The 24,496-nt window shown below is 32.6% G+C and carries 33 protein-coding genes and 1 pseudogene; 32 read left to right on the top strand and 2 right to left on the bottom strand.

Going from position 1 to position 24,496, the window contains the following annotated elements; all coding sequences use genetic code 11:
- Positions 1-27 precede the first annotated feature (27 nt).
- Both FYJ71_RS09120 and nox read left to right on the top strand, forming a co-directional pair.
- The gene (locus FYJ71_RS09120; RefSeq protein WP_195836932.1) at positions 28-1,398 is read left to right on the top strand and encodes a sensor histidine kinase; all 1,371 of its coding nucleotides are present in this window, start codon (positions 28-30) and stop codon (positions 1,396-1,398) included.
- A gap of 338 nt (positions 1,399-1,736) precedes the next feature.
- Positions 1,737-3,074, top strand: coding sequence for a H2O-forming NADH oxidase (gene nox, locus FYJ71_RS09115; protein ID WP_154538560.1), 1,338 nt, complete (start codon positions 1,737-1,739; stop codon positions 3,072-3,074).
- A gap of 82 nt (positions 3,075-3,156) precedes the next feature.
- On the opposite strand, the gene FYJ71_RS09895 is transcribed toward nox, so the two are convergent.
- The gene (locus FYJ71_RS09895) at positions 3,157-3,723 is read right to left on the bottom strand and encodes a site-specific integrase (protein WP_195836931.1); all 567 of its coding nucleotides are present in this window, start codon (positions 3,721-3,723) and stop codon (positions 3,157-3,159) included.
- A gap of 115 nt (positions 3,724-3,838) precedes the next feature.
- Here FYJ71_RS09895 and FYJ71_RS09930 point away from each other — a divergent pair, with 115 nt between their 5' ends.
- From FYJ71_RS09930 to FYJ71_RS09010, 23 genes and pseudogenes are all read left to right on the top strand, one after another.
- Positions 3,839-4,012: a hypothetical protein gene (locus FYJ71_RS09930; protein ID WP_207707230.1), complete on the top strand. Its 174-nt coding sequence runs from the start codon at positions 3,839-3,841 to the stop codon at positions 4,010-4,012.
- 2 nt (positions 4,013-4,014) lie between these two features.
- Positions 4,015-4,284, top strand: coding sequence for a type II toxin-antitoxin system HicB family antitoxin (locus FYJ71_RS09890; RefSeq protein ID WP_195836930.1), 270 nt, complete (start codon positions 4,015-4,017; stop codon positions 4,282-4,284).
- Positions 4,285-4,331: 47 nt separating this feature from the next.
- Entirely contained in the window at positions 4,332-4,760 is a 429-nt protein-coding gene (locus FYJ71_RS09105) for a single-stranded DNA-binding protein (RefSeq protein ID WP_154538558.1), read from the top strand.
- Between the two features lie 307 nt (positions 4,761-5,067).
- Positions 5,068-5,427, top strand: a complete 360-nt coding sequence (locus tag FYJ71_RS09100; protein WP_154538557.1) for a hypothetical protein — start codon at positions 5,068-5,070, stop codon at positions 5,425-5,427.
- Positions 5,428-5,496: 69 nt separating this feature from the next.
- Complete coding sequence (locus FYJ71_RS09095; RefSeq protein WP_154538556.1) at positions 5,497-6,447, top strand: hypothetical protein; 951 nt, start codon at positions 5,497-5,499, stop codon at positions 6,445-6,447.
- Between the two features lie 24 nt (positions 6,448-6,471).
- Entirely contained in the window at positions 6,472-7,047 is a 576-nt protein-coding gene (locus FYJ71_RS09090; protein ID WP_154538555.1) for a hypothetical protein, read from the top strand.
- Between the two features lie 171 nt (positions 7,048-7,218).
- Entirely contained in the window at positions 7,219-7,767 is a 549-nt protein-coding gene (locus tag FYJ71_RS09085) for a site-specific integrase (RefSeq protein ID WP_321055680.1), read from the top strand.
- A 193-nt stretch (positions 7,768-7,960) separates the two neighbouring features.
- The gene (locus FYJ71_RS09080; protein WP_154538554.1) at positions 7,961-8,386 is read left to right on the top strand and encodes an HNH endonuclease; all 426 of its coding nucleotides are present in this window, start codon (positions 7,961-7,963) and stop codon (positions 8,384-8,386) included.
- Positions 8,387-8,521: 135 nt separating this feature from the next.
- Complete coding sequence (locus FYJ71_RS09075) at positions 8,522-9,397, top strand: hypothetical protein (protein WP_154538553.1); 876 nt, start codon at positions 8,522-8,524, stop codon at positions 9,395-9,397.
- Between the two features lie 44 nt (positions 9,398-9,441).
- Entirely contained in the window at positions 9,442-9,921 is a 480-nt protein-coding gene (locus tag FYJ71_RS09070) for a phage terminase small subunit P27 family (RefSeq protein WP_195836929.1), read from the top strand.
- Complete coding sequence (locus FYJ71_RS09065) at positions 9,918-11,684, top strand: terminase large subunit (RefSeq protein WP_154538551.1); 1,767 nt, start codon at positions 9,918-9,920, stop codon at positions 11,682-11,684. The genes FYJ71_RS09070 and FYJ71_RS09065 overlap by 4 nt, the downstream gene beginning before the upstream one ends.
- A gap of 14 nt (positions 11,685-11,698) precedes the next feature.
- On the top strand, positions 11,699-12,049 hold the full coding sequence (locus FYJ71_RS09060) for a hypothetical protein (RefSeq protein ID WP_154538550.1): 351 nt from the start codon (positions 11,699-11,701) through the stop codon (positions 12,047-12,049).
- Positions 12,050-12,058: 9 nt separating this feature from the next.
- Positions 12,059-13,300 (top strand): annotated as a pseudogene (locus FYJ71_RS09055) (phage portal protein).
- Positions 13,281-14,849: a phage major capsid protein gene (locus FYJ71_RS09050; protein WP_195836928.1), complete on the top strand. Its 1,569-nt coding sequence runs from the start codon at positions 13,281-13,283 to the stop codon at positions 14,847-14,849. Before FYJ71_RS09055 ends, FYJ71_RS09050 begins: the two are co-directional and overlap by 20 nt.
- A gap of 19 nt (positions 14,850-14,868) precedes the next feature.
- Positions 14,869-15,162, top strand: a complete 294-nt coding sequence (locus FYJ71_RS09045; RefSeq protein ID WP_154538548.1) for a head-tail connector protein — start codon at positions 14,869-14,871, stop codon at positions 15,160-15,162.
- 2 nt (positions 15,163-15,164) lie between these two features.
- The gene (locus FYJ71_RS09040) at positions 15,165-15,539 is read left to right on the top strand and encodes a phage head closure protein (RefSeq protein ID WP_154538547.1); all 375 of its coding nucleotides are present in this window, start codon (positions 15,165-15,167) and stop codon (positions 15,537-15,539) included.
- Positions 15,540-15,547: 8 nt separating this feature from the next.
- Complete coding sequence (locus FYJ71_RS09035; RefSeq protein WP_154538546.1) at positions 15,548-15,994, top strand: HK97 gp10 family phage protein; 447 nt, start codon at positions 15,548-15,550, stop codon at positions 15,992-15,994.
- 11 nt (positions 15,995-16,005) lie between these two features.
- Entirely contained in the window at positions 16,006-17,187 is a 1,182-nt protein-coding gene (locus FYJ71_RS09030) for a phage tail terminator family protein (protein ID WP_154538545.1), read from the top strand.
- A gap of 42 nt (positions 17,188-17,229) precedes the next feature.
- Positions 17,230-17,562, top strand: a complete 333-nt coding sequence (locus tag FYJ71_RS10025; protein ID WP_235899118.1) for a hypothetical protein — start codon at positions 17,230-17,232, stop codon at positions 17,560-17,562.
- 86 nt (positions 17,563-17,648) lie between these two features.
- Positions 17,649-17,846 carry a hypothetical protein gene (locus FYJ71_RS09020; protein WP_154538544.1) on the top strand — a complete coding sequence of 66 codons (198 nt, stop codon included), beginning with the start codon at positions 17,649-17,651 and terminating at the stop codon, positions 17,844-17,846.
- A gap of 55 nt (positions 17,847-17,901) precedes the next feature.
- Positions 17,902-18,297, top strand: a complete 396-nt coding sequence (locus tag FYJ71_RS09015; RefSeq protein ID WP_154538543.1) for a phage holin family protein — start codon at positions 17,902-17,904, stop codon at positions 18,295-18,297.
- Positions 18,297-18,437: a hypothetical protein gene (locus FYJ71_RS09885; RefSeq protein WP_195836927.1), complete on the top strand. Its 141-nt coding sequence runs from the start codon at positions 18,297-18,299 to the stop codon at positions 18,435-18,437. The genes FYJ71_RS09015 and FYJ71_RS09885 overlap by 1 nt, the downstream gene beginning before the upstream one ends.
- The gene (locus FYJ71_RS09010) at positions 18,437-19,162 is read left to right on the top strand and encodes an N-acetylmuramoyl-L-alanine amidase (protein ID WP_154538542.1); all 726 of its coding nucleotides are present in this window, start codon (positions 18,437-18,439) and stop codon (positions 19,160-19,162) included. Before FYJ71_RS09885 ends, FYJ71_RS09010 begins: the two co-directional genes overlap by 1 nt.
- A gap of 694 nt (positions 19,163-19,856) precedes the next feature.
- On the opposite strand, the gene FYJ71_RS09000 is transcribed toward FYJ71_RS09010, so the two are convergent.
- Positions 19,857-20,771: a transposase gene (locus tag FYJ71_RS09000; RefSeq protein WP_154538540.1), complete on the bottom strand. Its 915-nt coding sequence runs from the start codon at positions 20,769-20,771 to the stop codon at positions 19,857-19,859.
- A gap of 184 nt (positions 20,772-20,955) precedes the next feature.
- Between FYJ71_RS09000 and FYJ71_RS08995 the strand changes: the two genes are divergently transcribed.
- The 7 genes from FYJ71_RS08995 (at position 20,956) to grpE (ending at position 24,360) form a co-directional block, all read left to right on the top strand.
- Positions 20,956-21,312 carry a minor capsid protein gene (locus FYJ71_RS08995; protein ID WP_235899117.1) on the top strand — a complete coding sequence of 119 codons (357 nt, stop codon included), beginning with the start codon at positions 20,956-20,958 and terminating at the stop codon, positions 21,310-21,312.
- 33 nt (positions 21,313-21,345) lie between these two features.
- Positions 21,346-21,732 (top strand): hypothetical protein, encoded by a 387-nt coding sequence (locus FYJ71_RS08990; RefSeq protein ID WP_195836925.1) that lies wholly within the window; start codon positions 21,346-21,348, stop codon positions 21,730-21,732.
- An 11-nt stretch (positions 21,733-21,743) separates the two neighbouring features.
- Positions 21,744-21,974: a hypothetical protein gene (locus tag FYJ71_RS08985; protein ID WP_154538539.1), complete on the top strand. Its 231-nt coding sequence runs from the start codon at positions 21,744-21,746 to the stop codon at positions 21,972-21,974.
- A gap of 66 nt (positions 21,975-22,040) precedes the next feature.
- Entirely contained in the window at positions 22,041-22,259 is a 219-nt protein-coding gene (locus FYJ71_RS08980; protein ID WP_154538538.1) for a hypothetical protein, read from the top strand.
- A 1-nt stretch (position 22,260) separates the two neighbouring features.
- Positions 22,261-22,479: a hypothetical protein gene (locus FYJ71_RS08975; protein WP_154538537.1), complete on the top strand. Its 219-nt coding sequence runs from the start codon at positions 22,261-22,263 to the stop codon at positions 22,477-22,479.
- Positions 22,480-22,699: 220 nt separating this feature from the next.
- Positions 22,700-23,713, top strand: a complete 1,014-nt coding sequence (gene hrcA / locus FYJ71_RS08970; protein ID WP_154538681.1) for a heat-inducible transcriptional repressor HrcA — start codon at positions 22,700-22,702, stop codon at positions 23,711-23,713.
- 20 nt (positions 23,714-23,733) lie between these two features.
- Entirely contained in the window at positions 23,734-24,360 is a 627-nt protein-coding gene (gene grpE, locus FYJ71_RS08965) for a nucleotide exchange factor GrpE (protein WP_154538536.1), read from the top strand.
- The last annotated feature ends 136 nt before the right edge of the window (positions 24,361-24,496 follow it).

Below are 24,496 nucleotides of genomic sequence, written 5' to 3'. Positions count from 1 at the left end.
ATGAAAAGAAGAAGGAGGAGAAAAAATATGGATAACATAAGATTTCTAGTTTCTTTACAAAATAATAGTATGCCTATATATGTACAAGTTATCAAAACTTTTTCTGTGGAGTTGATTTCTATAGCTATATTAATGATGTTTTTTTTGGTTTCTATAAAAGAACGCATAATTGTATCACGAGCTGAATTAGTTAAAAAAAGTATAATTACAATAATATTATTATTTGTTGATATATATGCTTGTGGAATATTTGTAAGACCACCATATCAGAACTTACTGACAGTTGTTATCTCAATTATTATTTTCGTTGTTATGTATAAAAAGGCAGTTGATTTAGGGTTTTACCCATTTATTTTTCTTGTCTTCTCTTGTACTTTGATTTATGGTTTCAGTTTCCTCTTTAAACGTGTTTTGGACGTTTTTTTACATCCGAAGTCGGATATTTTCGTTACTAAGAGTATGGATGTTCACGGTTCAGGAATATTTTTTGAAATTCTAATGCTAGCTGTTCTGCATTTTTCACTGAAGGGTTATTTAAAGGATTTTATGTATGAATTTAGGGACAAAAGGGTTTGGAAAATGATGACTTTATATCCTGCAATTGTCACTTTAATTTCATTTATTGTTGTACCTTACTATAATTCATATATGTGGATAGGTAGGTCAATGTTGATATATATTATTTCGCTTTTAGTATTATTTATTGTTACAGTTATTATATACTGTTTGTATTACGATATAGCGAGATATGTAAAAAATAGCAGAGAAACTGAGGAAAGAAACATTATGCTCAAAATACAGACAGAGCAGTATAATAACTTAAATGAACTTATTATGAATAATAGAAGAATGAAGCACGATTTTAGACATCATTTGATAGTAATAAATGAATTGATTGAGGAAAAGAGATATGAAGAATTGAAAAAATATGTAATAAAATATATTGATTCAATGCCTACAGCAATCAGGGAATTTACATCATGTTTGCCGCTGAATGCTATCTTAACACATTACGAAAACAATTTTGTCGAAAATAATATAATATGCAAATTTAAAATAGATTTTGATAGTGACATTCTTGTAGAGGAAATGGATCTATGCGTGTTAATTGGCAATTTACTGGAAAACTCACTGCTAGCTTCACTAGATATGCCAATAAATGATAGATGTATTGAAATAATACTGACAAAAAGGACAAGTAATATCATTGTTGTAAGAGTTTCAAATAAATTTAACAATATTATAATTAAACGAGGCGAAGAATTTGTATCTACAAGGCACGAAGAGGCGGCATTTGGTTTAAAATCTGTAAAAGATATAGTAAATAAATACAATGGTAGAATTGAGATAAAACATGACAAGCCAAATTTTATTGTATCAATTGTGCTAATTAAATAATAGTGAGATGGTTTAGAAGATAGTGATATTATATGGTAAATACATTTGATGATATCAAACATAATTCAAAGTTTTTCTTTAGTAGTTTTGATAATTAAAAAAATATTAAAAATTAACGAAAAAAAATGTTTATTTATATTTTTACGGGGTATCAAGTAAGTGAGAAGGTTTTCGCAAAGTGGTTTTGAGTTGTTATGTGAATTTTTAGTGTTAATATAAAAACAACATTGAATTCTTTGCCATGTTTTTCGTGGTTTATAAAGTTTGCTTTCCAAAACACTATATGTGAAGACAAAAAATACATATTATTAATTATTTTTTAAACGGAGGGTTTTATTATGAGCAAGATTATAGTTGTTGGTTCTAACCATGCTGGTACAGCAGCAATCAAAACGATTTTAGGGAATTATGAAGGAAATGAAGTAGTGGTATATGACAAGAATAACAATATTTCATTCTTGGGCTGTGGTATGGCATTATGGATAGGAAATCAGATTTCTGGAGCAGAAGGTTTATTCTATGCAACAAAAGAATCTCTAGAAGAAATGGGTGCAAAAGTGCATATGGAAGCAGATGTTCACAAGATAGACTTCGAAAACAAAAAAGTGTATGTTACTTTATCAGATGGAACAGAAGTAGAAGATTCTTATGACAAGATAATATTGGCTACTGGATCTCTTCCAATAATCCCTACAATTCCTGGTAAGGACCTAGAAAACGTTCAGCAGGTTAAATTATACCAGAATGCTGCAGAGGTAATTAAGAAATTAGAAAATCCTGAAATAAAAGATATTACTGTTGTAGGTGCTGGATACATAGGTGTTGAATTAGCAGAGGCATTTGAAAGACATGGAAAGAATGTAACAATGGTTGATATTGCCGATACATGTTTACCAGCATACTATGATGAACCATTTACTTCTCTTATGAAGAAAAATCTTGAAGATCATAATATTAATCTTGAATTTGGACAGGCTGTTCAAGAAATCAAGGGTGAAAATGGAAAGGTTACTGCAGTAGTAACTGATAAGAAAGAAATAAAGGCGGATATGGTTATTCTATCAATAGGATTCAGACCTAACAACGCTTTAGGAAAAGATAGCTTGGAATTGTTCAGAAATGGTGCTTATCTTGTAAACAAAAAGCAGGAAACTAGCATAAAGGATGTATATGCTATAGGTGATTGTGCAACTGTTTATGATAACACAATAGATGATAGAAATTATATAGCGCTTGCAACAAATGCAGTTAGAAGTGGTATCGTTGCTGCTCATAATGCTGCAGGTACTGAAATTGAATCAATTGGTGTACAGGGATCAAACGGTATAAGCATTTATGACTTAAAGATGGTTTCTACTGGTATAACTGTAGCAAAGGCAGAAAAGCTTGGAATCGAAGTTGGATACACTGATTTTGAAGATCTTCAGAAACCAGCTTTCATCGAAACTTCAAACCCAAGTGTTAAATTGAGAATAGTTTATGATAAGAAGACTAGAGTTGTTCTTGGTGCTCAGATGGCATCTGAATACGATATGTCTATGGGAATCCATATGTTCTCTCTAGCAATTCAGGAAAAAGTGACTATAGAAAGATTAGCTCTTTTAGATATATTCTTCTTGCCTCACTTCAACCAGCCGTATAATTATATTACAATGGCAGCAATAACAGCTAAATAATATTAATACCAATATGTCCAGCTAGGTTAATCGCCTAGCTGGTAGCATTTTGGTAGCAAAATTTACTTTATATTACTTTTGTCTATACGTTATCTATCAATGAGTCCAAGACTTCTAGGACTTCTGATTCTCTTTCTTCGTATAGATGAGCATATACATTTATTGTTGTAAGTATATTTTTATGACCTAATCTTTTTGATACTATATATACATCAACACCATTATTAATCAACATGCTAGCATGCGAATGTCTAAGGTCGTGTACTCTTATATGTTTGAGGTTATGCTTAATACATGTGCGTTTCATCTGACTTTGTAACCAAGTATTTGTTGAGTGTTGAAAAAGTCTTAAAGTAGGGGTTGGTTTAAAAAAAGTAGAGATATAGTCTCTTATTTCTTCCATGATAAATTTAGGTATATATACCTTTCGTACAGACTGTTTATTTTTAGTTTTAACATGGACCTTATCTCTATAATCATATGATTTATTAATATCTATGTAATCATCATGTATGTCTTGCACTGTAAGACCTAGTAATTCTCCATATCTTATACCACTGAAAAAAAGTATTCTAAAAGCTATAACTTGTTCATAGGATGATAACAATGCAGTAAATTTGTTGAATTCTTCCAATGTCCAGATTTGCATTTCCTTTTTATCAACTTCTAATCTTTCGATTGCCTGAACAGGGTTGTATTGTTTATTATGCATTTTACAGTTATACTGGTAAATACTAAATAATATTTCTGTTGACATATTAATAGTGTTATTTGTTTTACCCATAGATTTTAATTCATTTTGCCATGACAGTATTGTAGTAGGTGTTATGTCTTCAATAAATAAATCTTTCATGGATAGTACGGATGAGCGTATATGTATATCGGTTGATAAAGATAAGTTTAAGCAGGTTGAAGTTGGGGATTTGGTTAGGAGGTAAACATGAAAAAAGTATTTACATATCCTATTGTTGCGAGAGAAGTTGAAAAAGATTGGATTATTTATATACCGGATTTTGAAATGTTTGGCGGAGTGACTCAAGCTAAGAGGACTTGGGATATTAGGAAAATGGCGGCTGATTATATAGAGGTTGCTATAAAGGAATTGCATGAGAGTTGCGAAAGTATTCCTAAAGCATCGAAAATTAAAGATGTGAAAAGGGATGATTCGACTGATTACAGGATGTATGTAAGTGTTGAGGTAGATTTATAAGGGCGGGCAAAGGAGAATATTAGAAGAATTATTTCAGGAGGGTGAAGATGAACAATGTAGTATTGGTAGGAAGATTGACTAAGAATCCGGAGTTAAGGTATATACCTGGTTCTGGCACACCGGTAACAACATTCACGTTGGCCATTGATAGAGATTATAAGAATAGGGACGGGTCAACAACAACTGACTTTATTCCTTGCGAGATAATGGGCAAGCCAGCTGAGTATACAGCTAACTATGTTGGCAAGGGCAGACTGGTGGCTGTACAAGGTAGTATTAGAGTCGATAAATATGTGGCTGATGACGGAAATAATAGATCATTTACGAAGGTCGCTGCTAGAAATATTCAATCGCTGGAGTCTGCTAAGAAGTCTGGTGTCCAAGGTGAGAATTTTGAGGGACCAAAGTTTGAGCCGAGCAATGTAGTTAGTCCTAGTGAGTTTGATGTGGTTAATGATGATGACGTGCCATTTTAGGAGGTATAGATATGAGCAGTAGCATAATTTCAGCAGTAGAGGATCTAATAGACGTAATGTGGGTAAAGTATGGAATACACCATATATGCAGATGGGTCTTTATTCTGTGAGGAGGAAATAGATGGAGAGTGGAGAATTGACAGCATTCTATCAGCTATTCGGAGAACTGGTAGAATTTATAGGGGATGACAGGTGGAACGACTATGTCAGACATAGGAGAATTACAGAAGGTTACTAAGGAGGGGAGTAGATGACGGCTAAAGAATATTTGTAAAGAAAGTATAATCTTGATAAATTAATTGAATCAATGGAATATCAGTTACTTGAATTAGAAACTATGATTCATGGTGGTGCTATCAATTATGGCGATAAAATACAGACAAGTGGTAGGTCATCTACTGAAGGACTTATGTGTAAGGCTGTAGACTTGAAAAGTCAAATCAATGATAGGATTAAAGAGAAGTTACTAGTTATTGAGGAAATTATGATTACAATAAGTAGGGTAGGGGATAATACATTAGAGTATATTTTGTTGGAAAGATATGTGCACTACAAGGAGTGGGAAAAGATTGCGATTGAACTTGGATATAATATTAGACATATATATAAATTGCATAGGGAGTCATTAGAGAGAATTCAGAAAATAATTGATGAAAACATTGTATAGGTGTTGAATAAAACATTTTCCTTTGGTATAGTTATATTAAGAATGGATATACTAAAGGAGGTATTAAAAATGAAAAGTGATAAAGTTAAAAACCTATATTTTGGTAATTTAAATATGACTTTCGGAAAAGAGAATGAATCATTACTTGAGCATTTTGAATCAATATTTTATCCAGTGATCACAAGTGAAACAAAAAAATATGTAAAAAAAGATGGAGTTGAGGATAGTGACAATTACTTTAGGATATTTGGTGTCGAGTTAAAATTGTTAGATGAAGAATACGTTCTAACAGGAATCTTTGAACATAATGTTAAATTTGAAAGAGATAAATATTGGGATAATGGGGAAATAATTGAAAATTATGCAGAATTAAAAGGATCTAATTGGTCAAAGTTTTATTTGTTTTTGAAAAATCATAGGATTGCATTGATAAAGGAAGATAATAAGAGTCCTAATTTAGTAAATTTAAAATCATATCTTAAATATATTTTTGACTATGATAGGGAAAAAAGAAAAAGGAAATCTGGAGAAAGCATACCGTATGCAGTAGTTGATATAGTGAATATACCACTTGATGAAAGTATAGAGACAGAGATGAAAAAATTTAGTCATATAAGCAAAGTAAGACTGAAGTTTTTAACTTTGAATGGCAAAGTAGACAAACAAGGGTTACTAGATGAAGTTGACAACAGTAGGAGAGAAACAAAATCTAGGCACGTATATTTGACATATGTATCACCAAAAGATTTAGATGAAATTGTAGAAACGGTAAAAATTTCAAAGTCAAATGTAGAAAAAAGGATTGATGGCAAAGATCTTAGTGGTAAGCCAAAAACATTGAAAGATGACGATTTTGAAACCATAGAAAGTATTGAGTTAGAGAAAGAAAAAATTAAAGAAATTGATGATGGGAAAATAGTAAAATATCTTAAAAAGTATAAAGAGATTCTTTATTCTGATGAAGGCAATACATACTTATACGATAAGTTTTCTAAGATTATAAGTAAATTTGTAAAGTGATTTTATTAAGGAGATGAAAAGAGTATGAGCAACAAAAAAGATTTAGTTGACATAGAATTTAAAGATATACTAAAAAACTCAATGACTGAGATAAATCCCCTTAAGGAAGATAGATTCTTTTGTATTATTTTATTTGTTTCTTTGTTTGCATACATTATTTTTTTCATCGGAGAAGAGAATACTACATCAAGATTTATAGAGATAAATAGTATAATGTTTGAGACAGGAATTGCATTGTTTGCTTTAGGAATGACTATATACACTTTTTTAATGAGCTTTTCTGTGAAAGCAACTTTATTAGAATTAAGTAAAAGAGAGTATCCAAAGGAAGAAAAAAACTATCTGAATAAATTTTTGAATTGTTTCGAGTCTACTTTAGTTCTATTATTTGTATTGTGTTTTTATACCTTTTTAATAAGGCTTATAAGCATCGATATGTTGAGGATGATATTAGTAATTACTGGTAAACTCGTGCCAGCTATAGTTACGTTTGTATATTTATTTATAAGTATTAGGATAATATATGAGGTTAAAAATCTTCTGTATAATGCATATATATTTATTAGATTCAATGTTAAACAAATGTTTAATAACTACTAAAAAAGTAATGGAATAAACATGGCACTAAATGGCAGTTGAATATGTGGTATTATGGTATTGTGGAAGTAATGATAAAAAGACATTATTCCTCCTGTACATTTATTTAAGTAGCGAGCTAGGGATACGTGAGAGCGTATCCTTTTTGCTTGCGTGAAAGTGAGGTGATGATATGTGAACTATGTAGAGCCAATACGAGATACGAATAAGCTTGAAGATATATTAATGTATCTTGAGAAGACTAACGAAAGAAATTATATACTATTCAATCTAGGCTTGTACACTGGTCTACGAATATCAGACATACTCAGACTACAGGTTAAGCATGTCAGAGGTAAGTCCAATATAAGATTGAAAGAGAAAAAGACTGGTAAGTATAAGGACATCAAGATTAATAAGCGATTAAAGAAAGTACTTGATAAGTATATTGAAGGTAAAGAAGACTATCACTACTTGATATACAGTAAGAAAGATGGAGTTGAGCCAATGACTAGACAACACGCATGGAAGATAATCAAAGAGACTTGCATGATGTTTGGTGTTGAACACACAGGAACTCACAGTCTACGAAAGACTTTTGGCTATCACTACTATCTGAAGACTAAGAATATAGCTGTGTTGCAGAATATATTTAATCATAGTGAGCCGAGTGTTACTCTAAGATATATAGGAATTAATCAAGACACATTGAGTGATGCATATGATTCAATGTGTTATTTTTAATTTATAAGCAACAAGTTACATAATGAGTTGGTGTAATATTTATAGTCAAGGTATATACAGTCAAGGTGGTTGGAAGTTATAGAAAATCAAAGACCACAGGCTGATAAGTGAAAGCTAGAATATATATTACAGAATAGCAGATATGTAACATTTGAAAGAGGGGGAGGGGGCCTACCTAAAGGGGGTGGTATGGTTGCTAACTAAACTATGTAAGTGCGGGGCTAAGGTACCAGTTGGAGAAGTCTGTAAGGTGTGTGGATATGATAGGCATAGACAGTACGACAACACATTGAGAGATGATAAGACCAAGAAGTTTTACAAATCAAAAGAGTGGACTGCATTATCTAAGCAGACCAGACTTAGGTATAGCAATATAGATATATATCAACTATACAAGTATGGCAAGCTAGTACCATCAGACATGGTACATCACATTATACCTGTCAAGCAGGATTGGAGTAAGAGATTAGATCCTGATTACCTCATACCACTCAGTGCTAGTTCTCATGCCGAGATTGAAAGAGAATATGATAAAGGATATGAATATATGACCGCCAAGGCAGGTGAACTTTTAGAATATCTTCAGAAATTCAGGAGAGGGGATATGAAAAAAGTTTAAACTAAAACGTTCTAGGACCGCGGGGGACTTTTTCCGCGGGAAAATGCCAGAAAGTCCGAAAAATTAAATATATAATATTGATTCATAGAAAATATTTTGTTATAATTCAACTAGAGTAAGGAAGGAAAATAGTCTATGGAATTAATGAAAATATTAAAGAACTATCGTATCTATATTTTGTTGGGGTTATTGCCTGTTTTTGTTTCGTGTATAATTCATTTTAAAATGGATGTAAATGGTAATTTCTTTGATAATTGGTTTTCGAATTATGCAGAGTATGTAGGAATTGTTTATACTGCTATGATTACATTAGCAACATTTAGTTATAACAATGAATTAAAAATGAGAGAAGAAAATAAGTTGTCAAGGTGTGATTCTTTACTAGATTTGATAAAAAATTTAAGAGAAATATCTTATATTTTGATGAGGCTAGAAAAGTATGATATTGTTCAGAACTATAATCATATTGGTTTAGATATAGACGTTGATAGAAATAAAAAAATAGAAATATTAGAAAGTTCTTATGAAGAATTACTGAATTATATAGACTATAAAAATTATTTATATTATAATTTCTATGGTAGAATTGATGAAATCAAGATTAAAGAAATAAAACAAAGTGTAGTAGATATAAATAGGATAAAAGAGGATATAATTTTCATAAAGAAAAATAAAAATTTCAGGATGTTTTTAGCTATGAAGGACTATAGAGAGTATGACGAACTCATGGAATGCTTACATAAACATGATGAAAATGATATTAGTAAAGTATATTTGTCTATGAATGGATATGAGAGTTTTGGAGAGGTATACCTTGATATAGAAAAATATTTAAAAACGATAGAGAGACTTATATTAGAGAATGAGTTGTTAGTAGAGTATTTAACCGAAAATATTTGCTATGGGAATACAGAAATAAAAAAAAGGTTTATAGAGCATATAAACAGAAAGAAGAAAGAGGAAGAAAAAAATAGAGAAGAATATATAAAGAGATGCAATATTGAGAGCTGAAAGGCTCTTTTTTTGTGAAGTAATTTATGAAAGGAGGGATGAATATGGCTAGAACTGGAAGACCACCTAAGTTGTCGGTGGTGTCTAGTGGAAAGATAGGTAAGGAGAAAAAGTTACAAAGGGAAATTGCTGAGTCTAAACTAAAGGTAGCTAGGGACTTAAAACCACCTGCATGGTTATCTAATACGGCTAAAAAGGAATTTAGAAGGATAGTCAAGGAGTCTGAACCACTGGAGTTAATAGATAATATGGATTTGTCTGTACTTGCGATATACTGTGATTCTTATGCGACTTATATAGATATTACAAGCAAGCTGAATGATTCCAGTATCACTGATGTAGATGGTGATGCAAATGCTATAGTAAATGAATGTGCTAAAGACTTGATAAAGCTAAGGAAAATACAGGTTGATACCATTATGCAGTGCTCGTCTAAGCTGGGTCTTGCCACCTCGGATAGGTTACGTCTCGTGATTCCAAAATCTGAGGAAAAAGAATCTAATCCTTTCTTGAAATATCTATGATAAATCCTGAGTTAGACAGGACTACTAGATATGCCATGAAGGTGGCAAATAAAGAAATACTAAAAGGCGAGACAGAAATACAGTGTTGTCGAAGGCATCTAGATGATCTTGAAAAGTCCAAAGGTAACTGGCCATATTATTTTGATGTTGAAGAGGCAGAGAAGTATATAGATATAGCTAATGAACTGAAAATTGCTGAAGGTGAGAAAGAAATGCCATTAAAGACTAGGGGCTTTCAGGACTTCATAATTGGATCACTACATGGTTGGAAAAAGAAGTCTAATAATGCACTAAGATTTAGAGAGGGTTATATTCAGATAGCTAGACAGAATAGTAAGTCATTTATTGCTGGGACCGAGGCTAATGCATGGTCTACATTTAGAGGCTACAAGCTAGGTAAAGTATACTGTGCTGCTACTAAGCAAGACCAGGCTAATATAGTTTGGGATGAATTGGCCAAGTTTATTAGATCAGACAAATGGCTGAATAAGATGTATAAAATTAGGGAGCATGACAGGATAATCAAGAGTTATGTTACAGGTACTGAAATCAAGGCCATTGGTAGGGATACCAAGTCCGCAGATGGGTTTAGGTCAGTGCTGGCTATAGTTGATGAGTACCACGCTCATCCTAATAGTAAGATGTATCAACTACTCTTAGATGGTCAGATAAATGTAAAATCTGCATTGACTTTAATCATAACTACAGCAGGATTTACTATAGGTGGTGCTTGTCATAAGAAATATCTACTTTGCAAAAAGATACTAGAGGGTGTTATAACCAAGGATTCACAATTTATCTACATATGTGAGATGGATAAGGATGATGATATATGGGACCCAGTCAATTGGGCTAAAACAAGTCCTCTAAGGCTCTGGAATGAAGATGACACTTTAAACGAGGAAATGATAGATAAAATAAGAGAAAAGTCTATCACAGCCAAGGAAACAGGTGGTAATGAGCTTGTAAACTTGTTGACCAAGGAATTGAATTGTTGGGTGACTAATGCAGGTGACCAGTTGCTTAATAACAAAAAATTATTACAGTGTAGGTCTGAGAGGACTATAGAAGATTTCAAGGGTAGAGATTGTATTCTTGGTATAGATTTGTCAAGTGGCGGTGATTTAACGAGTATAGCACTGCTTTTCCCACCTATGAAAGGGGAAGACAAGGTATTTATCCACCATCATTCATTTATGCCTATCATGAGGTTACAGGAGCATATCAAAACTGATGATGCACCATATCAGCTATGGGCAGACAAAGGACTATTGGACTCGACTACTGGTGGAGGTGGATATAAGACCGACTATAGTTTTATAACTGCTTATCTGAGGAAAATTAAGGAAGAATACGGCATCAAATTTATAGATTGTGGATATGACCCACATAATGCTGGAGCGTTTATCAGTGATCTTGAATTTTTAGGATGTGATTTGACTGAAATTGTCCAGTCAGCTAGAGCTTTATCTGATCCAACGATAGATTTTAAATTGACAGTTGATGCACTAGGAATTGAATATAATGAGGGAGACGAGCTATTTAGCTGGTCTTGTTCTAATGCAATAACAACTAAAAATAGTTTTGGTGAAACTAAGATAGAAAAGAATATTGCTACTGGTAGAATAGATCCTATAGATGCTGTAGTGGATGCATGGAAATTATATATGAGTAGCAAGAATAATATTAAATACAATGCTGATGATGATTTTGACGAATGGGAAGACATGATGAAAGCATTTAGGAGTAAGGAAAGCAAGTAGACAGGAGGGGAAATATGAGAAGGGATAGCAAAGGCAATACGGCTAATAATACTATCAGTGTACTAGGAATAATACAAGTTGGCTTAGTACTGTTAAAGGTAGTTGGCAAAAGTAATCTGTCATGGATAAAGACTTTTATACCACTTTACATTGAGTTGGCTATAGTAGTAGTTGTATTTTTAGTATTTTTTATACAGTCATACAGGGCAAATGTTGAGCTTAGAAAATACAAAATAAAAAAGAATGAAATGCTGGCGGAAGAAAGATGGAAAAAATATTTAGAAGAAAAAAGAAGTAAAAGAACTGGTAAATATATATTTGAGAAACTTGCTGAAAAAGACTTTATGAAGAATACAGGTAGGTGATAATAGGATATGGGAATATTTGGAAGGTTTTTGAATAAAGAAACAGATAAAGAAAAAACTGTTAGCCTATCCGAAATCAATGAGTATTTCAGGCGAAAGGGTGAGGGTGTAGGGAGTGATTTATCAGAGGTTACTTATTTTACTTGTCTAAAGGTATTGAGTGAATCTCTAGGTAAGCTGTCAATACACTTAAAAGATGGTGATGGTAACAAGGTCAAGGACAATGAGGTATTGGAGCTACTGGCTCTTAGACCCAATCCTTTTATGTCTAGTGTAACATTTAAAACCTTGATGGAGTTTAATAGGAATCACTATGGGAATGCATATGCCTATTTGAAGTATAAAAAGGGGAGTTTGGTTAGTATAGTACCCTTTAAACCCCAGAATATGAGTATACTGGTCAATAATACTAGGGATATAACGGTTGATTTTAGCCATGTATATCAATATACGGAAGGTGGTAGGACATAGTATTTTAAGCCTGGTGAGATACTTCATATGAAGGGTGGTCTAGCTACAGATGGCTTAGTTGGTAAGTCTGTAAGGGAGACATTGGCAGGTACTCTATCAGGGTCTAAAGAGGCTCAAAGATATCTCAATAATCTATATAAAAATGGGTTAACGGCTAATGCCATCATAAAATACGTTGGAGACCTGAATAAAGACAAAAAGGAAAAGTTGGTCAAGGAGATTGCTGATTTTGCTAGCAATGATACTAATGAGAGGATAATACCTATACCTCTTGGTATGGATTTGGTACCGCTTGATTTGAAGTTGACTGATAGTCAGTTTTATGAATTGAAGAAATACTCAGCTCTACAGATAGCAAGTGCTATGGGTGTCAAGCCCAATCATCTGAATGACTATGAAAAATCTTCATATGCCAACTCAGAGGCACAAAACCTAACCTACTATGTAGATACCTTGTTATACATCTTGACTCAATATGAGGAAGAATTTAATTACAAGTTGCTGACTACGGATGAAAGAAAAAAGGGTCTACATTTTGAGTTTAATGTAGCAACTATACTGAGAGGTGACATCAAGTCACAGGCTGAATTCTTGGCAAAGCTGACTACAGGGTCAGTATATACTATTAACGAGGCTAGAAACTACTTAGGAATGCCTAAGATAGACGAGGGTGATGTAGTAATGGTGAATGGATCATATGTAGACCTGTCTGACATTGGACTGGCTTATAAAAAAGATGATAGTGAAGGAGGTGAGAAAAGTGATAAGAGTACAGAATAATGCTGATAGCACTGATATCTATGTAGTAGGCGATATAGTGGATGATAGCTGGAAAGGTTGGTCATGGGGTGAAGATATGGATACATATCCATCAGACATACGAGATATGCTATCTGAGGCTAACAACAAGGCAGTTAATGTATATATAAATTCAGGTGGTGGTGATTTATTTGCTGGGGTTGCAATATCTAATATGCTAAAAAGGCATAATGCTAGTACTAAGGCTATAGTTGATGGATTGGCTGGTAGTGCTGCATCAATCATAGCGTTTGGGTGTGACACTATAGAAATGCCTGAAAATGCATACTTGATGATACATAAGCCTTCAAGTTGGTGCAGTGGTAATGCTGATGACTTCAAGAAGATGGCTGATACATTAGACACCTTGCAAGAGGGTATAGTAAATATGTTACTAAGTGCAGAAATTAGAAGAAAGATAGAAAATAAAAAGGCTGAGATGAAGAATCTTAGAGACAAGGGAGAAATCGAAAAGGCTCATGCAATGATAGGTGAGATAGAAAATCTAAACAAGGAGCTAGAAATTCAGCTAAAGATTGAGGAAGATGAAAAAAATAGTGTTGTAAATAACCCTAGTACTGCTGTTGTATCTGATAAAGTAGATGAAAATAGGGCATTTAATAAAGCTTTAATGAATAAATCTATGAATGAGGCTGAAAAATCTTATGTAGAATCCAATCTAGTAGAAAATAAGGCAGGAACTCCTGGTGTAATAGGGGCAGATGATGCAAGGGGTGGATATTTGCTACCTGCAACACATGAAACTCAGATTAAAGAGCTTAGAAGAAAAAGAAGAGCACTAAAGGAATTAGTAAATGTTAAATATGTTACAACTAGGACAGGTAAATTCAACACTGAGGGAGAAAATGCTCTAGAGTTGTTAAATTTTGAAGAGTTAAATACTCTTACTGCTAAGGATTTGAAGTTTGCTCAGAAGGTATGGGCTGTAAAGGACTATGGTCTACTAATACCAGTAGCAAATCAGTTTATTGAGGATACAGATGTAAATATAGTGGACTACATAGGTAAGGAGTTCGTAAAGGCATCTGTTAGAACTGAAAACAAGGCAATAATAACAGAATTCAAGAAGTTGGAGGCTACGACTATCAAGGGTGTAGATGGACTGTTAGATGCATTAAATGTTACTCTTAATCCTGCGATTGCTGAAAATGCCAAGATAATTACTAATCAGACTTCTTTCAATTACCTTGATAAATTAGAGGACAAGCAGGGAAGAAAGTTATTGCAGCCTTGTCTAGCTGATCCTACTAAGATGATGCTAAGAAATAAGGTGATCGAAGTGTTTGCTGATGAAGAGCTAACACCTAAGACACCTGAAAATCTTACATTCTATGTAGGGGATGCTGAAGAATACCTAAACTTCTATGAAAAGAAGGGTATAGAGGTTGTAACAAGTGCTGAAGCAGGGTTTAAAGAGTATGCTACTTGGTTAAGAGTAGTTGAAAGATTTGATGTAGGTGTGGTTGATGATAAAGCTCTAGTGCTTTGTGAAATGCCTAAGCCAGTATAGGATAAAAGGGGGAATATTAGTGGATTTGGAGTATGTAATGAATTATTTAAGGGTTGATGCAGATGAGGATATTCCACTAATAACAAACCTCATAACTGCATCAGAATCATATCTATCTGGAGCGATAGACGATTATGACCAAAAGATGGAGAGTGAAAAATTTAGGTCTATGGCAGACCTAATAAGGCTAGCCATGATATCAGAGTGGTACGATAATCGTGTATATGTAAAAAATGATAGGTATGACAAAGTGAGTACTATGATAAGGTCACTAATACATCAACTACAGTATTCAAGTGTAGAGGTGATATAGATATGGTGATAGGCATAGGAAAGCTTGATAGGAGAATTGAGATACTCAGAAAAAAGGTAGTATCTGGTAAAGGTGTATCAAATGACTTAGGCGAATATGAGATGGTAGAAAACGAATTAGGAGAACTTGAACAAGGGCAAGAAAAAATAATAAAGCTCTGGGCTGAGGTAACTACCATGCGTGGGAGTGAAAAGCTGGCATCTACTGGGATAATAACAGGTGATGAGTATCTGAAGATTGTAATCAGGTACAGGGGCGATATTGACAGAAAATGCCTAGTCAGGTATCAAAATAGGGAGTATGAAATAACATCTGTAAGCGAACTAGGCAGGAGAGAGTATCTAGAAATAATCTGCAACAGGGAAATTAAGGGCTAGGTGAAGGAATGGATATAAAAGTTGAAGTAAGAGGGGCAAAAGAGTTTGAACAGGCTATAAAAGAAGTTGAGAGGAAATTTCCTGATGAGGTAATAAAAATACTTGATAAGAAGGCTACTGACTTGGAAGAATTAATAAGAGAAGATTCAGAAAATCAAGGTATTGTAAATACGGGTAAACTTAGGGATTCTTACAAACATTTTAAGCCTGAGAAAAAGGGTGGTGAGTACGTGGCTACTGTAGACTCTAAAGTTCCATATGCTCATCTAATAGAGGAAGGTCATGAACTAGTGCTATATAGCCCTAAAAAGAAAGATGGTGGCAAGGCTCATCATCTTGGTAGAGTAAAGGGCTATTTTCCTGTTGAAAATGCAGTTGATGAACTAAATGATACTTATGATGAAGAAATTGAAAGGTGGGTATATGACCTGCTGGATAATGGTATAAATTGGTAGGGGGTGGTAGCTTGATTACAATAATGGATGTAAAGAAGGCATTTAACGAAAAACTTAAAAAGGTGACTGGAGTCGGTGTAGGGTCTCATGCTATAGATGAAAATATAGAAGGGCCAATTTTTTTTACTGAAATTAATGTAATAAGTTCTGGCTCAATAAATAAAGTCCTCCATAGGAATAATCTGAGACTAAGGGCACTCTACTATCCAGCTAAAAAACTGGACAAGGTTGATATGTACAAAGTTCAGTGCGAACTTGAAAAATATTTCAGGTTAAGTTTTGAAGTTGGAAGCAGGGTGCTAAATGTTCAAGATTTAAGATTTGATATCGACGAAGAAGAAGTATCCAACGAAATATTAGGTAATACTGATTGGTACGGTAATGGTCTAATTGCATATAAAGATAAGATTTACATGATTGGATTATTTTCCACATTTGGTAACGGAGATTACGATTACTATACAGATAATGTAGCCGAATATGATATAAATTTAAATAAATGGAATGCTTCAAAAAAATTAAAATTTAGAAGGGGTATGGGTGCATTTTGTGTGATAGAAAATGTGGTGTACTATTTTTCCTACTCGGAAAATAAACTTTGTACCTATAATTTAGATACAGAAAGTAATATATTTACTGGCATAGTTGATAATACAGATAGTTCTGGTGGTGCACTTATAATGATACCCTATAAAAATAATATATATATGATAAGGTATAACAATTCAAATATGATTATATATAAAATAGATTTATCAAGTAATACGATTTACGAGTATTCAAAATTCAAAACAAATATTGATGAAATACAAGCTTGCTATGATGGCAATTACATATATTTTTCTGATGGAATAAAAATTTATAGATTCGACATAGAAACAAAAACATATGAACTGTTTTTTGATTTTAGTCCTATAGCATCTCGGTCGGATCCATATGGGAGAACAAGTGATAGAAAGTATTCAATAAACGATTTGTTACTATATAAAGATAATTTGATGATAATTTCCAGAAAAATAATAACATTGAATTTGACTACAAAAACTTATAAAATCAGTAAATCTAATATAAGTAAAACTCTTTATGTTCCAAATACGTGTAGTAGTTGTGTTTATAAAAAAACTGTCTATGTAAAATCAGAAGCAGGCGATTATGGAAGAAAAGATAATCTATTTAAAAAATGGTTTATTTAGGAGGTAAAAATGAAGATAAAAATATGGGATAGAAAAGAGAGCATGAATGGCATAGCTAAAGAAATTTGGGAAAAATCATACCCTGAATCGAAATATAAGACGCTGGTACTAGTGGATAGTGAAGTATTTTGGCTTGAAGATATCAAGACTCAAGGCTTTACAGGTGATACTGACGTAGCCATAGTAGAAGCTTTTCTTGCTAAGCGTGAAGAAGAAAGGGAAAAGGCTGAAAAGGAAGCTGAATTACAGTGTGAAAAAGAAACGTCAGCATCAGAAATTATAGAGGAACTGAAAAAGGAAAATGAAACCTTAAAAGATAGGGTAGATACTTTATCTACTACAGTGGAAGAACTGGTGCTAACAACGCTAGAATAAAATAGGTGATTAAAATGTGTCGCGACATTTTTAATATAGTCAAAAGAAAAGTAAAAGAAATGTATTTAAGAAAAGGAGATAGTGATATGGCAAAATTTATATGTGCAAGAGTAATGATAGCGTACTTAGAAGATGGAAAAGAGGGTGCTAGGCTTAAGTATTGTGCCTACTTTGAAAAGAAGTCTTTACAGAGGTATAAGGAAGCTACAGACGCACTGATAAGGGAAGAAAAGGATATAGCTTTTCTTGTAGATGGTGGGTCAGTAGCAGAAGTGGCACAGTAGTAAAAAAGACCTGGGCAAGTCTGGTAAACTGCCTATTTTTAAGAAAGGTGATTTTATGGATATGGAAATAGCAAACAGTGTTTTTGGATTTTTAAAGCAGTGTACACAAACAGAGGAAAGCAAAATATTATTTATTTTGATGATAATTGCTTTTGTAATGATAGTGGACTTTATTACAGGAACGATTGCAGCAGTTGTGAATCCTGATATAGAATTTAAAAGTAAGGCAGGTATAAATGGTATATTAAGGAAAATAGGCAGTATGCTTGCTTTGATTATATTCATTCCCATAAGTGTTGTAATTCCAAATGGTGCAGGTACGGCACTAGTATATACTCTATACATTGGGTATTTAATGTTAGAACTACGCTCTATAGTTGAAAATTTAAACAAAAGTGGCACGGATATCAAGATATTTGCAAATATCTTGGATAAATGGGGAGGTAAATAATGGAAGTAAATCATACAATTGTGTTTGACGAGGAACTGTATAAGGAAAATTTAGAAAAGAATCATTTCCATGACACTGATGAATTTGGTGGATTGTCTGATGAAGATTTAGAACAATTAAAGAAAGAAGGGAGACTATAATGAATGGAATAAATTGTGGCGTACCTATATATGATTTTCCTGTGCCAAATTGGAATAAAGGCAAAAAACAAACCTATGCTATGAATGCCGAAAAAATCGTAATTCATAATACTTATAACTCCGCTAAAGCCAAGGCTGAGGCATCATATATGGTGGGAAATTCTAGTTGGACAAGTTTTCATACTGTAGTGGATGAATCTGCTATATATGAGTGCATACCATTTAATCGCAATGCTTGGCACTGCGGAGCAACGTATGGTAATAGACATTATATCGGAATTGAAATAGCTAGAAGCACAGGTAATGCAAATGATTTTGCAAAAGCAGAAGAGAACTGTGCAAAGTATGTAGCTGCTATTCTAAAGGCAAGAGGGTGGAATGTTGATAGAGTTGTTACCCATCAGTATTGTAGTGGTAAATATTGTCCTCATAAGACTCTAGATCTTGGTTGGCAAAGGTTCATAAATATAGTTAAGAAGTATATGGGACAAACACTAGTGCAGGTTAATACTAGTGTGTCAAGAGGCGGATATTCGGTTATGACTAAAACACCAGGAGATGTATTAAACGTTCGCATGGGTCCAGGTGTGGGATATAGAAAAGTATCGTCTTATAGAGATGGTTCTAAGATTTATGTTGAAGAAGTGGTTAAAAACATAGAGGGAACTTGGTATAAAATTCCACGAGCAGGATATGTGTCAGCTAGGTATTGTGTAGGTATATAAATATAAGAGGGTGGCTATATGCCACCCCTATTTTTTTACAATTATTATACTGTATTGTTCTTTTAGTATCTATTAAAAATTATGGTAGTATTTTGGTAGCAAGACAGACTAAAAAGTCATAAAATTAATAAACTGAGTAAAATAAAATGTTGAAAAATAGCGATTTATAAATTGTAAAAACTATAAAATTATTAATTAAAGTCATATAACTATGGCCGCTATATCAGCTAAATAATAGATATATTAATATGTCAGGGGCTGACTCATAAGAGCCCTAAATAAAATACACGCCCACATTCTCCATGCATGGAAATGAATGTGTAGCGTGTATTTTTATTTGTGCTCTCTTTATGAGTTTTGTATAGGTTAACTTGGCTCTATCGAGCCATATTTTTATTAAATTATGTGCCACTGCAATCAATCCAAATTAAATTTTTACCTTTTCATTTCCTCTTAAATGAAATTTTGTGAACGACAAAATCGATCTTTAAATTCGCAATCATCGCATGATTCGCATTCATATATTTTAAAATCTCTTTGGTATCCATATTTATCTTTTCTCGTTGAATAATTTTTAAATTCTATATTTTTTCCGTTAGGACATATAAATCTATCATATTGCTCGTCATATTCCCAATGTTGCCAATATTTGATATCTTTTTTATATCTATTTGTTATTTCAAGTCTCATTGTATTAAAAGGGATAAGATTTATGTATGAACATAAAAGTGGCATCCGTATCTGTTTTAGAAAAGCTATTTCTATTTGAAAGTATAGTTTTATATCTCTCATATTTCTTCATTCTTGGAGAAAAATCTTCAGTAAATTTCTTACGCATTTTTCTTATTGGATTTATTTTATGTTTCTTACTTACATTCTTTTCCGTAAGTTTTTCTTCGATTTTGTCTAATTTATCTCCGATAGTGTCGATTTGTTCAGATGTAATAACAGCCTTTTTATATCTAGAATCTTTTTCTTCCAATGATTTAAGAATATTAGAAGAAATTTCAGCTAAGTCGCTATATTTTTCTAACAATTCACCTTCGTTATTTTCTTCATATGCCAATTTTTCGGCATCTTTCAAAAATTTCTTTATATTATCTGTGATTTTATTTTGAAAATTATCAGTAGATTTAGACCAGACAAAAGTAAATTTATTTGTATCAGCCTCTATTTTTGTACCATCAATATAATATACGTCAGTATCCGCAAGTTCTTTAATAACGATATATATTACAAGTGTTTCGAAAACATCTGTTATTATGTCTTTCATTTTCTCGCTTCTGAATCTATTTATAGTTCTAAAATCAGGAGTACATCTTCCTGATAGCCATATCATTGGGATATGTTCCTTACACATTCTAGCAATTCTTCTTCCAGAAGTTACCTTTTGAGTATATGCATATAGAACTATTTTAAGCATCATTTTAGGATGGTAAGAACTTCCACCACCTGTATATGCTTTCTCTAAGATTTTCATATCAATATTTTCAACGACTTCATTAACTATTCTTGAAATATGGTTTTCTGGTATACAATCTAATAAATCAGATGGTAATTGTAATTGATTCATGCTATAATCTATGTAGATAACCTTTGAGTTATTCATAAAAAATCATCTCCTTTTTCTTGTTTTTTAGCTATTAACATTATATCATGGAGATGTTTTTTTATGTAAAAAATTACCGTAGGTAAGTCCTACGGCAATTTATGGGACTTTTGGGTCAGCCCCTCAAGGCGACTTAAGGATATATAAAGACTTTGACGTAAAAGTTTATTAATATTTAGCTACTTTGGATATCAAAACATCAGAAATATGCAGGGATTTAGATGGTAAAAAGTTTGATTTAAGTGAGGCAGTTCCAGGAGTTAATTATCCACCTATGCATCCACATTGTAGGTCTACGACTGTTCCAGTCGATGTTGATGATTTGGAAGATAGTGTAAGGATAGCTAGAGATGAAAATGGAAAAAATATTTATGTTGATGCAAATTTAAGTTATCAAGAGTGGTATAAAAAATATGTAGAAACGAATCCTCAATATCTTTTAAAAGAAAAGAAATGGAAGAACCGGAATAGTGACAAGACGCAGTTTGAGAAATATAAAAGTCTTGGGTATGACGGGGTTAAATCATTTGAAAAATTCTAAGATATAAAGTATAATAATACTAAAGAATGGGATATGATAAAAGGTTATGCTGGGATTGTTCAAAAAGGAGAAATTTCTCCATTAGTGGGGTATAAAAATTTTAAAGAGTATCATAAAAACCTTGAGAAGAAGCTGACTGGATTGAAATTTAATGATGGTCTAGAAGTTAAAGGTATATCTTACCATTTTACAAGTAGAGCAATAGGAACGCATGATTGGGCAAATCTTAGTAATTCTAAAGAAACTATGAAAAGATTAAACCATAAGCATGTTCCAACTAACGATATAGAAAAGTGTTTGGCTAGTGGTAGTGTTATTAAAAAGAGAAGTAATAGTATGCTGTTGGAATTAGAGGGATTGTGTGGTGTTACATATAATCCAATCACAAATACTTTAATTCAATGTAATCCAAGACGATAGAAGGTGTAAGCATGTTTGGTTTAACAGGTGAAGAGATAGAATATCTAAAAAAATGTGATAACGATATAAAACTTATGGTGGATACAAGTAATTATGCAGGCTTGCAGACTGAAATAGACTGGTATCTTACAAGTGATGATTGTATGTACTATGATTCCAACGGACAAAACTGGTATACAGAAAAAGGTAAATATGTACAGTCATTGTATGATAAAATTTTAGATTGGAAATATTCAAAGTAAGGCACTTTAACAATAAATGTTAGGGTGCTTTTTAAATGCAAAAATAGAAAAAGAAAGGAGAAAATTATGGCTAAAAAATATAAAGATAAAACAACTGGAATAGAATTTGAAGTTGTAGCGATTGACAATAAGGAAATTTCTGAAGGTTTATTTGAAATGAGTTATATATTAGGGTTTGCAGATTATGTTCACTTTACTTCAATACCTATTTCGCATTTTAACACAATGGTAAATGAAGGACACATTGAAGAAACAAAAGTAGAATTAAGAATGGGGAATAACTAAGATGAAGTGTAGAAAGAAAACAGTAGAAATTGAAGCATTTAGGTATGACGGTGATTTTATAGACAAAGATGGAAATTATTACATACCAGGATGGGGTATTGAAGCATTTGAGAACAATGTCATTAAGTATAATAGTTACGATAAAGGAAAACTAGCAATTGAAACATTGGAAGGTACAATGTTTGCATCAACGTTAGTCACTGAAATGGAAGATATTTAAAAATATTCGTGCTGTTATAACGTATACATAGACAAAGAAGAAAAACTTTATTGTTAGAGTAATAAATGTGTTGACAAATAAGATAATATTTTTTATAACTTTATAAAAAAATATTGACATGTTTTTTAATTGGTGGTATAAATGTATTAGATAGTTTTAGCACTCTAATTGAATGAGTGATAATAAAATGGTATTTAAGTTTATGAGAGAAGGTGATACTATGGAGCTTACTGAAAGACAATTAAATATACTTAAGGCCATAGTGAAAGACTATATAGAAACGGCTGAGGCTGTTGGTTCAAGGACATTGTCTAAGAAATACAATTTAGGTATATCAGCTGCTACTATTAGAAATGAAATGTCTGACCTTGAAGATATGGGCTATTTGGTACAACCACATACGTCGGCAGGCAGAATACCGACACAAAAAGGATACATATTGTATGTAGATTCGCTGATGGGAAACAGTGAATTAGAGGATCATGAAAAAGAAATTCTTCAGAAATGTATTAAAAGCAATTTTGAGAAGGTAGATAGTCTAATTGAAGAGCTTTCGAAATTATTATCGAGTCTTACTAACTACACGACGATTACTGTTTACGACAATCATAGTGAAACTTCAATAATAAAGTATATTCAGCTTGTGAATTTGTCAGTAGATAAAATACTTCTGATTGTGGTGTCTGAGGATGGTGAAATAAAGAGTCAAGAATTTATTACTACAGAAGAGCTACCTCAGGCCAAACTAAATGTAATATCATCAAACTTGACGAACAAACTATCTGGGAAAAAAATCGGTGATTTGGATGAAAATATGATTGAGTATATCAAATACGAAATTGGAGAGTATTCTGATATAGTTGATGACTTGATTGATTTACTAAACGATGTGGCAGATGAAGATTTCAAAATTTCTTTGAACGGTGCTACAAATATATTCAATTATCCTGAGTTTAATGATATGGTAAAGGCAAAATCATTTTTAAATATGCTTGAGGAAAAAGACCACATTGCCAAAATGATTGGAACAAAAGGAATACAGAAGGATAATTTAAATATCGTAATTGGAAATGGTGAAAATAATATTAGTACCGATTTGAGTATTATAACGGCTACATATAATGTTCAAGATAATATGCAAGGTAAAATTAGTTTTATTGGACCTACTAGAATGGATTATTCGAAAGTATATTCTATATTAAATTATATGAGCTTGCTACTTGATGGTAAGTGATAGGGTAAAGGGGTGTAAAAATGGAAAATGAAAAGAAAGATATTGACAATCTTCAAGATGAAGTAGGTGTGAATGAAGACATTGATACAAATGTGGGCATGGAGCAAGAAAGCCTTTCAGATAAAGAGGTTTTAGAATCTGAATCTGATGGTATGTCTTCCAATGACGATGAAAACTCACAAAATGAAGAATGTGAACCAGCGCTAAAGATTGGTTTATTGGAAAAAACGATCAAAGAGAAGGAAGATGCTTACCTTAGGTTGAATGCCGAGTATTCAAATTATAGAAGAAGAACGTCAGAGGAAAAGTTGACAATCGGTTTGTTTGCAAATGAAAAAATAATGAGTGAGCTAATTCCAATAATTGACAATATGGAGAGAGCATTATCAGCATTTGATGACAAAGAGTCTTCCATGTATCAAGGAGTGGATCTAGTGTACAAACAATTGATAGATGCACTTGCAAAGCAAGGTTTGGAAGAAATATGCCCTAAGATGGGAGATGATTTCGATCATAATTTCCATATGGCAGTACTTCAAGAGCCTAGTGAAGAATTTGAAGCTGGAAAGGTGACTATGGTGCTTCAGAAAGGCTACAGTTTGGGCAAGAAAGTTTTAAGAGCCGCAATGGTCAAGGTGTCAAGCTGATAGTTCATTTAATTGTTAATGAGTAATTAAAATATAGATAAAGCATTAAAAAAATTTCAATAATAAAATTCACAATAATAAAGTTTACAATAATAAAAAAATAATATATTAATTTAGAAAAAGATTTTTTGGAGGT

This window comes from Peptostreptococcus porci, from assembly GCF_009695815.1.
Classification (GTDB): Bacteria; Bacillota; Clostridia; order Peptostreptococcales; family Peptostreptococcaceae; genus Peptostreptococcus; species Peptostreptococcus porci.
The sequence above is the reverse complement of the archived record's forward strand: the minus strand, read 5'-3'. Positions and strand labels throughout refer to the sequence as shown.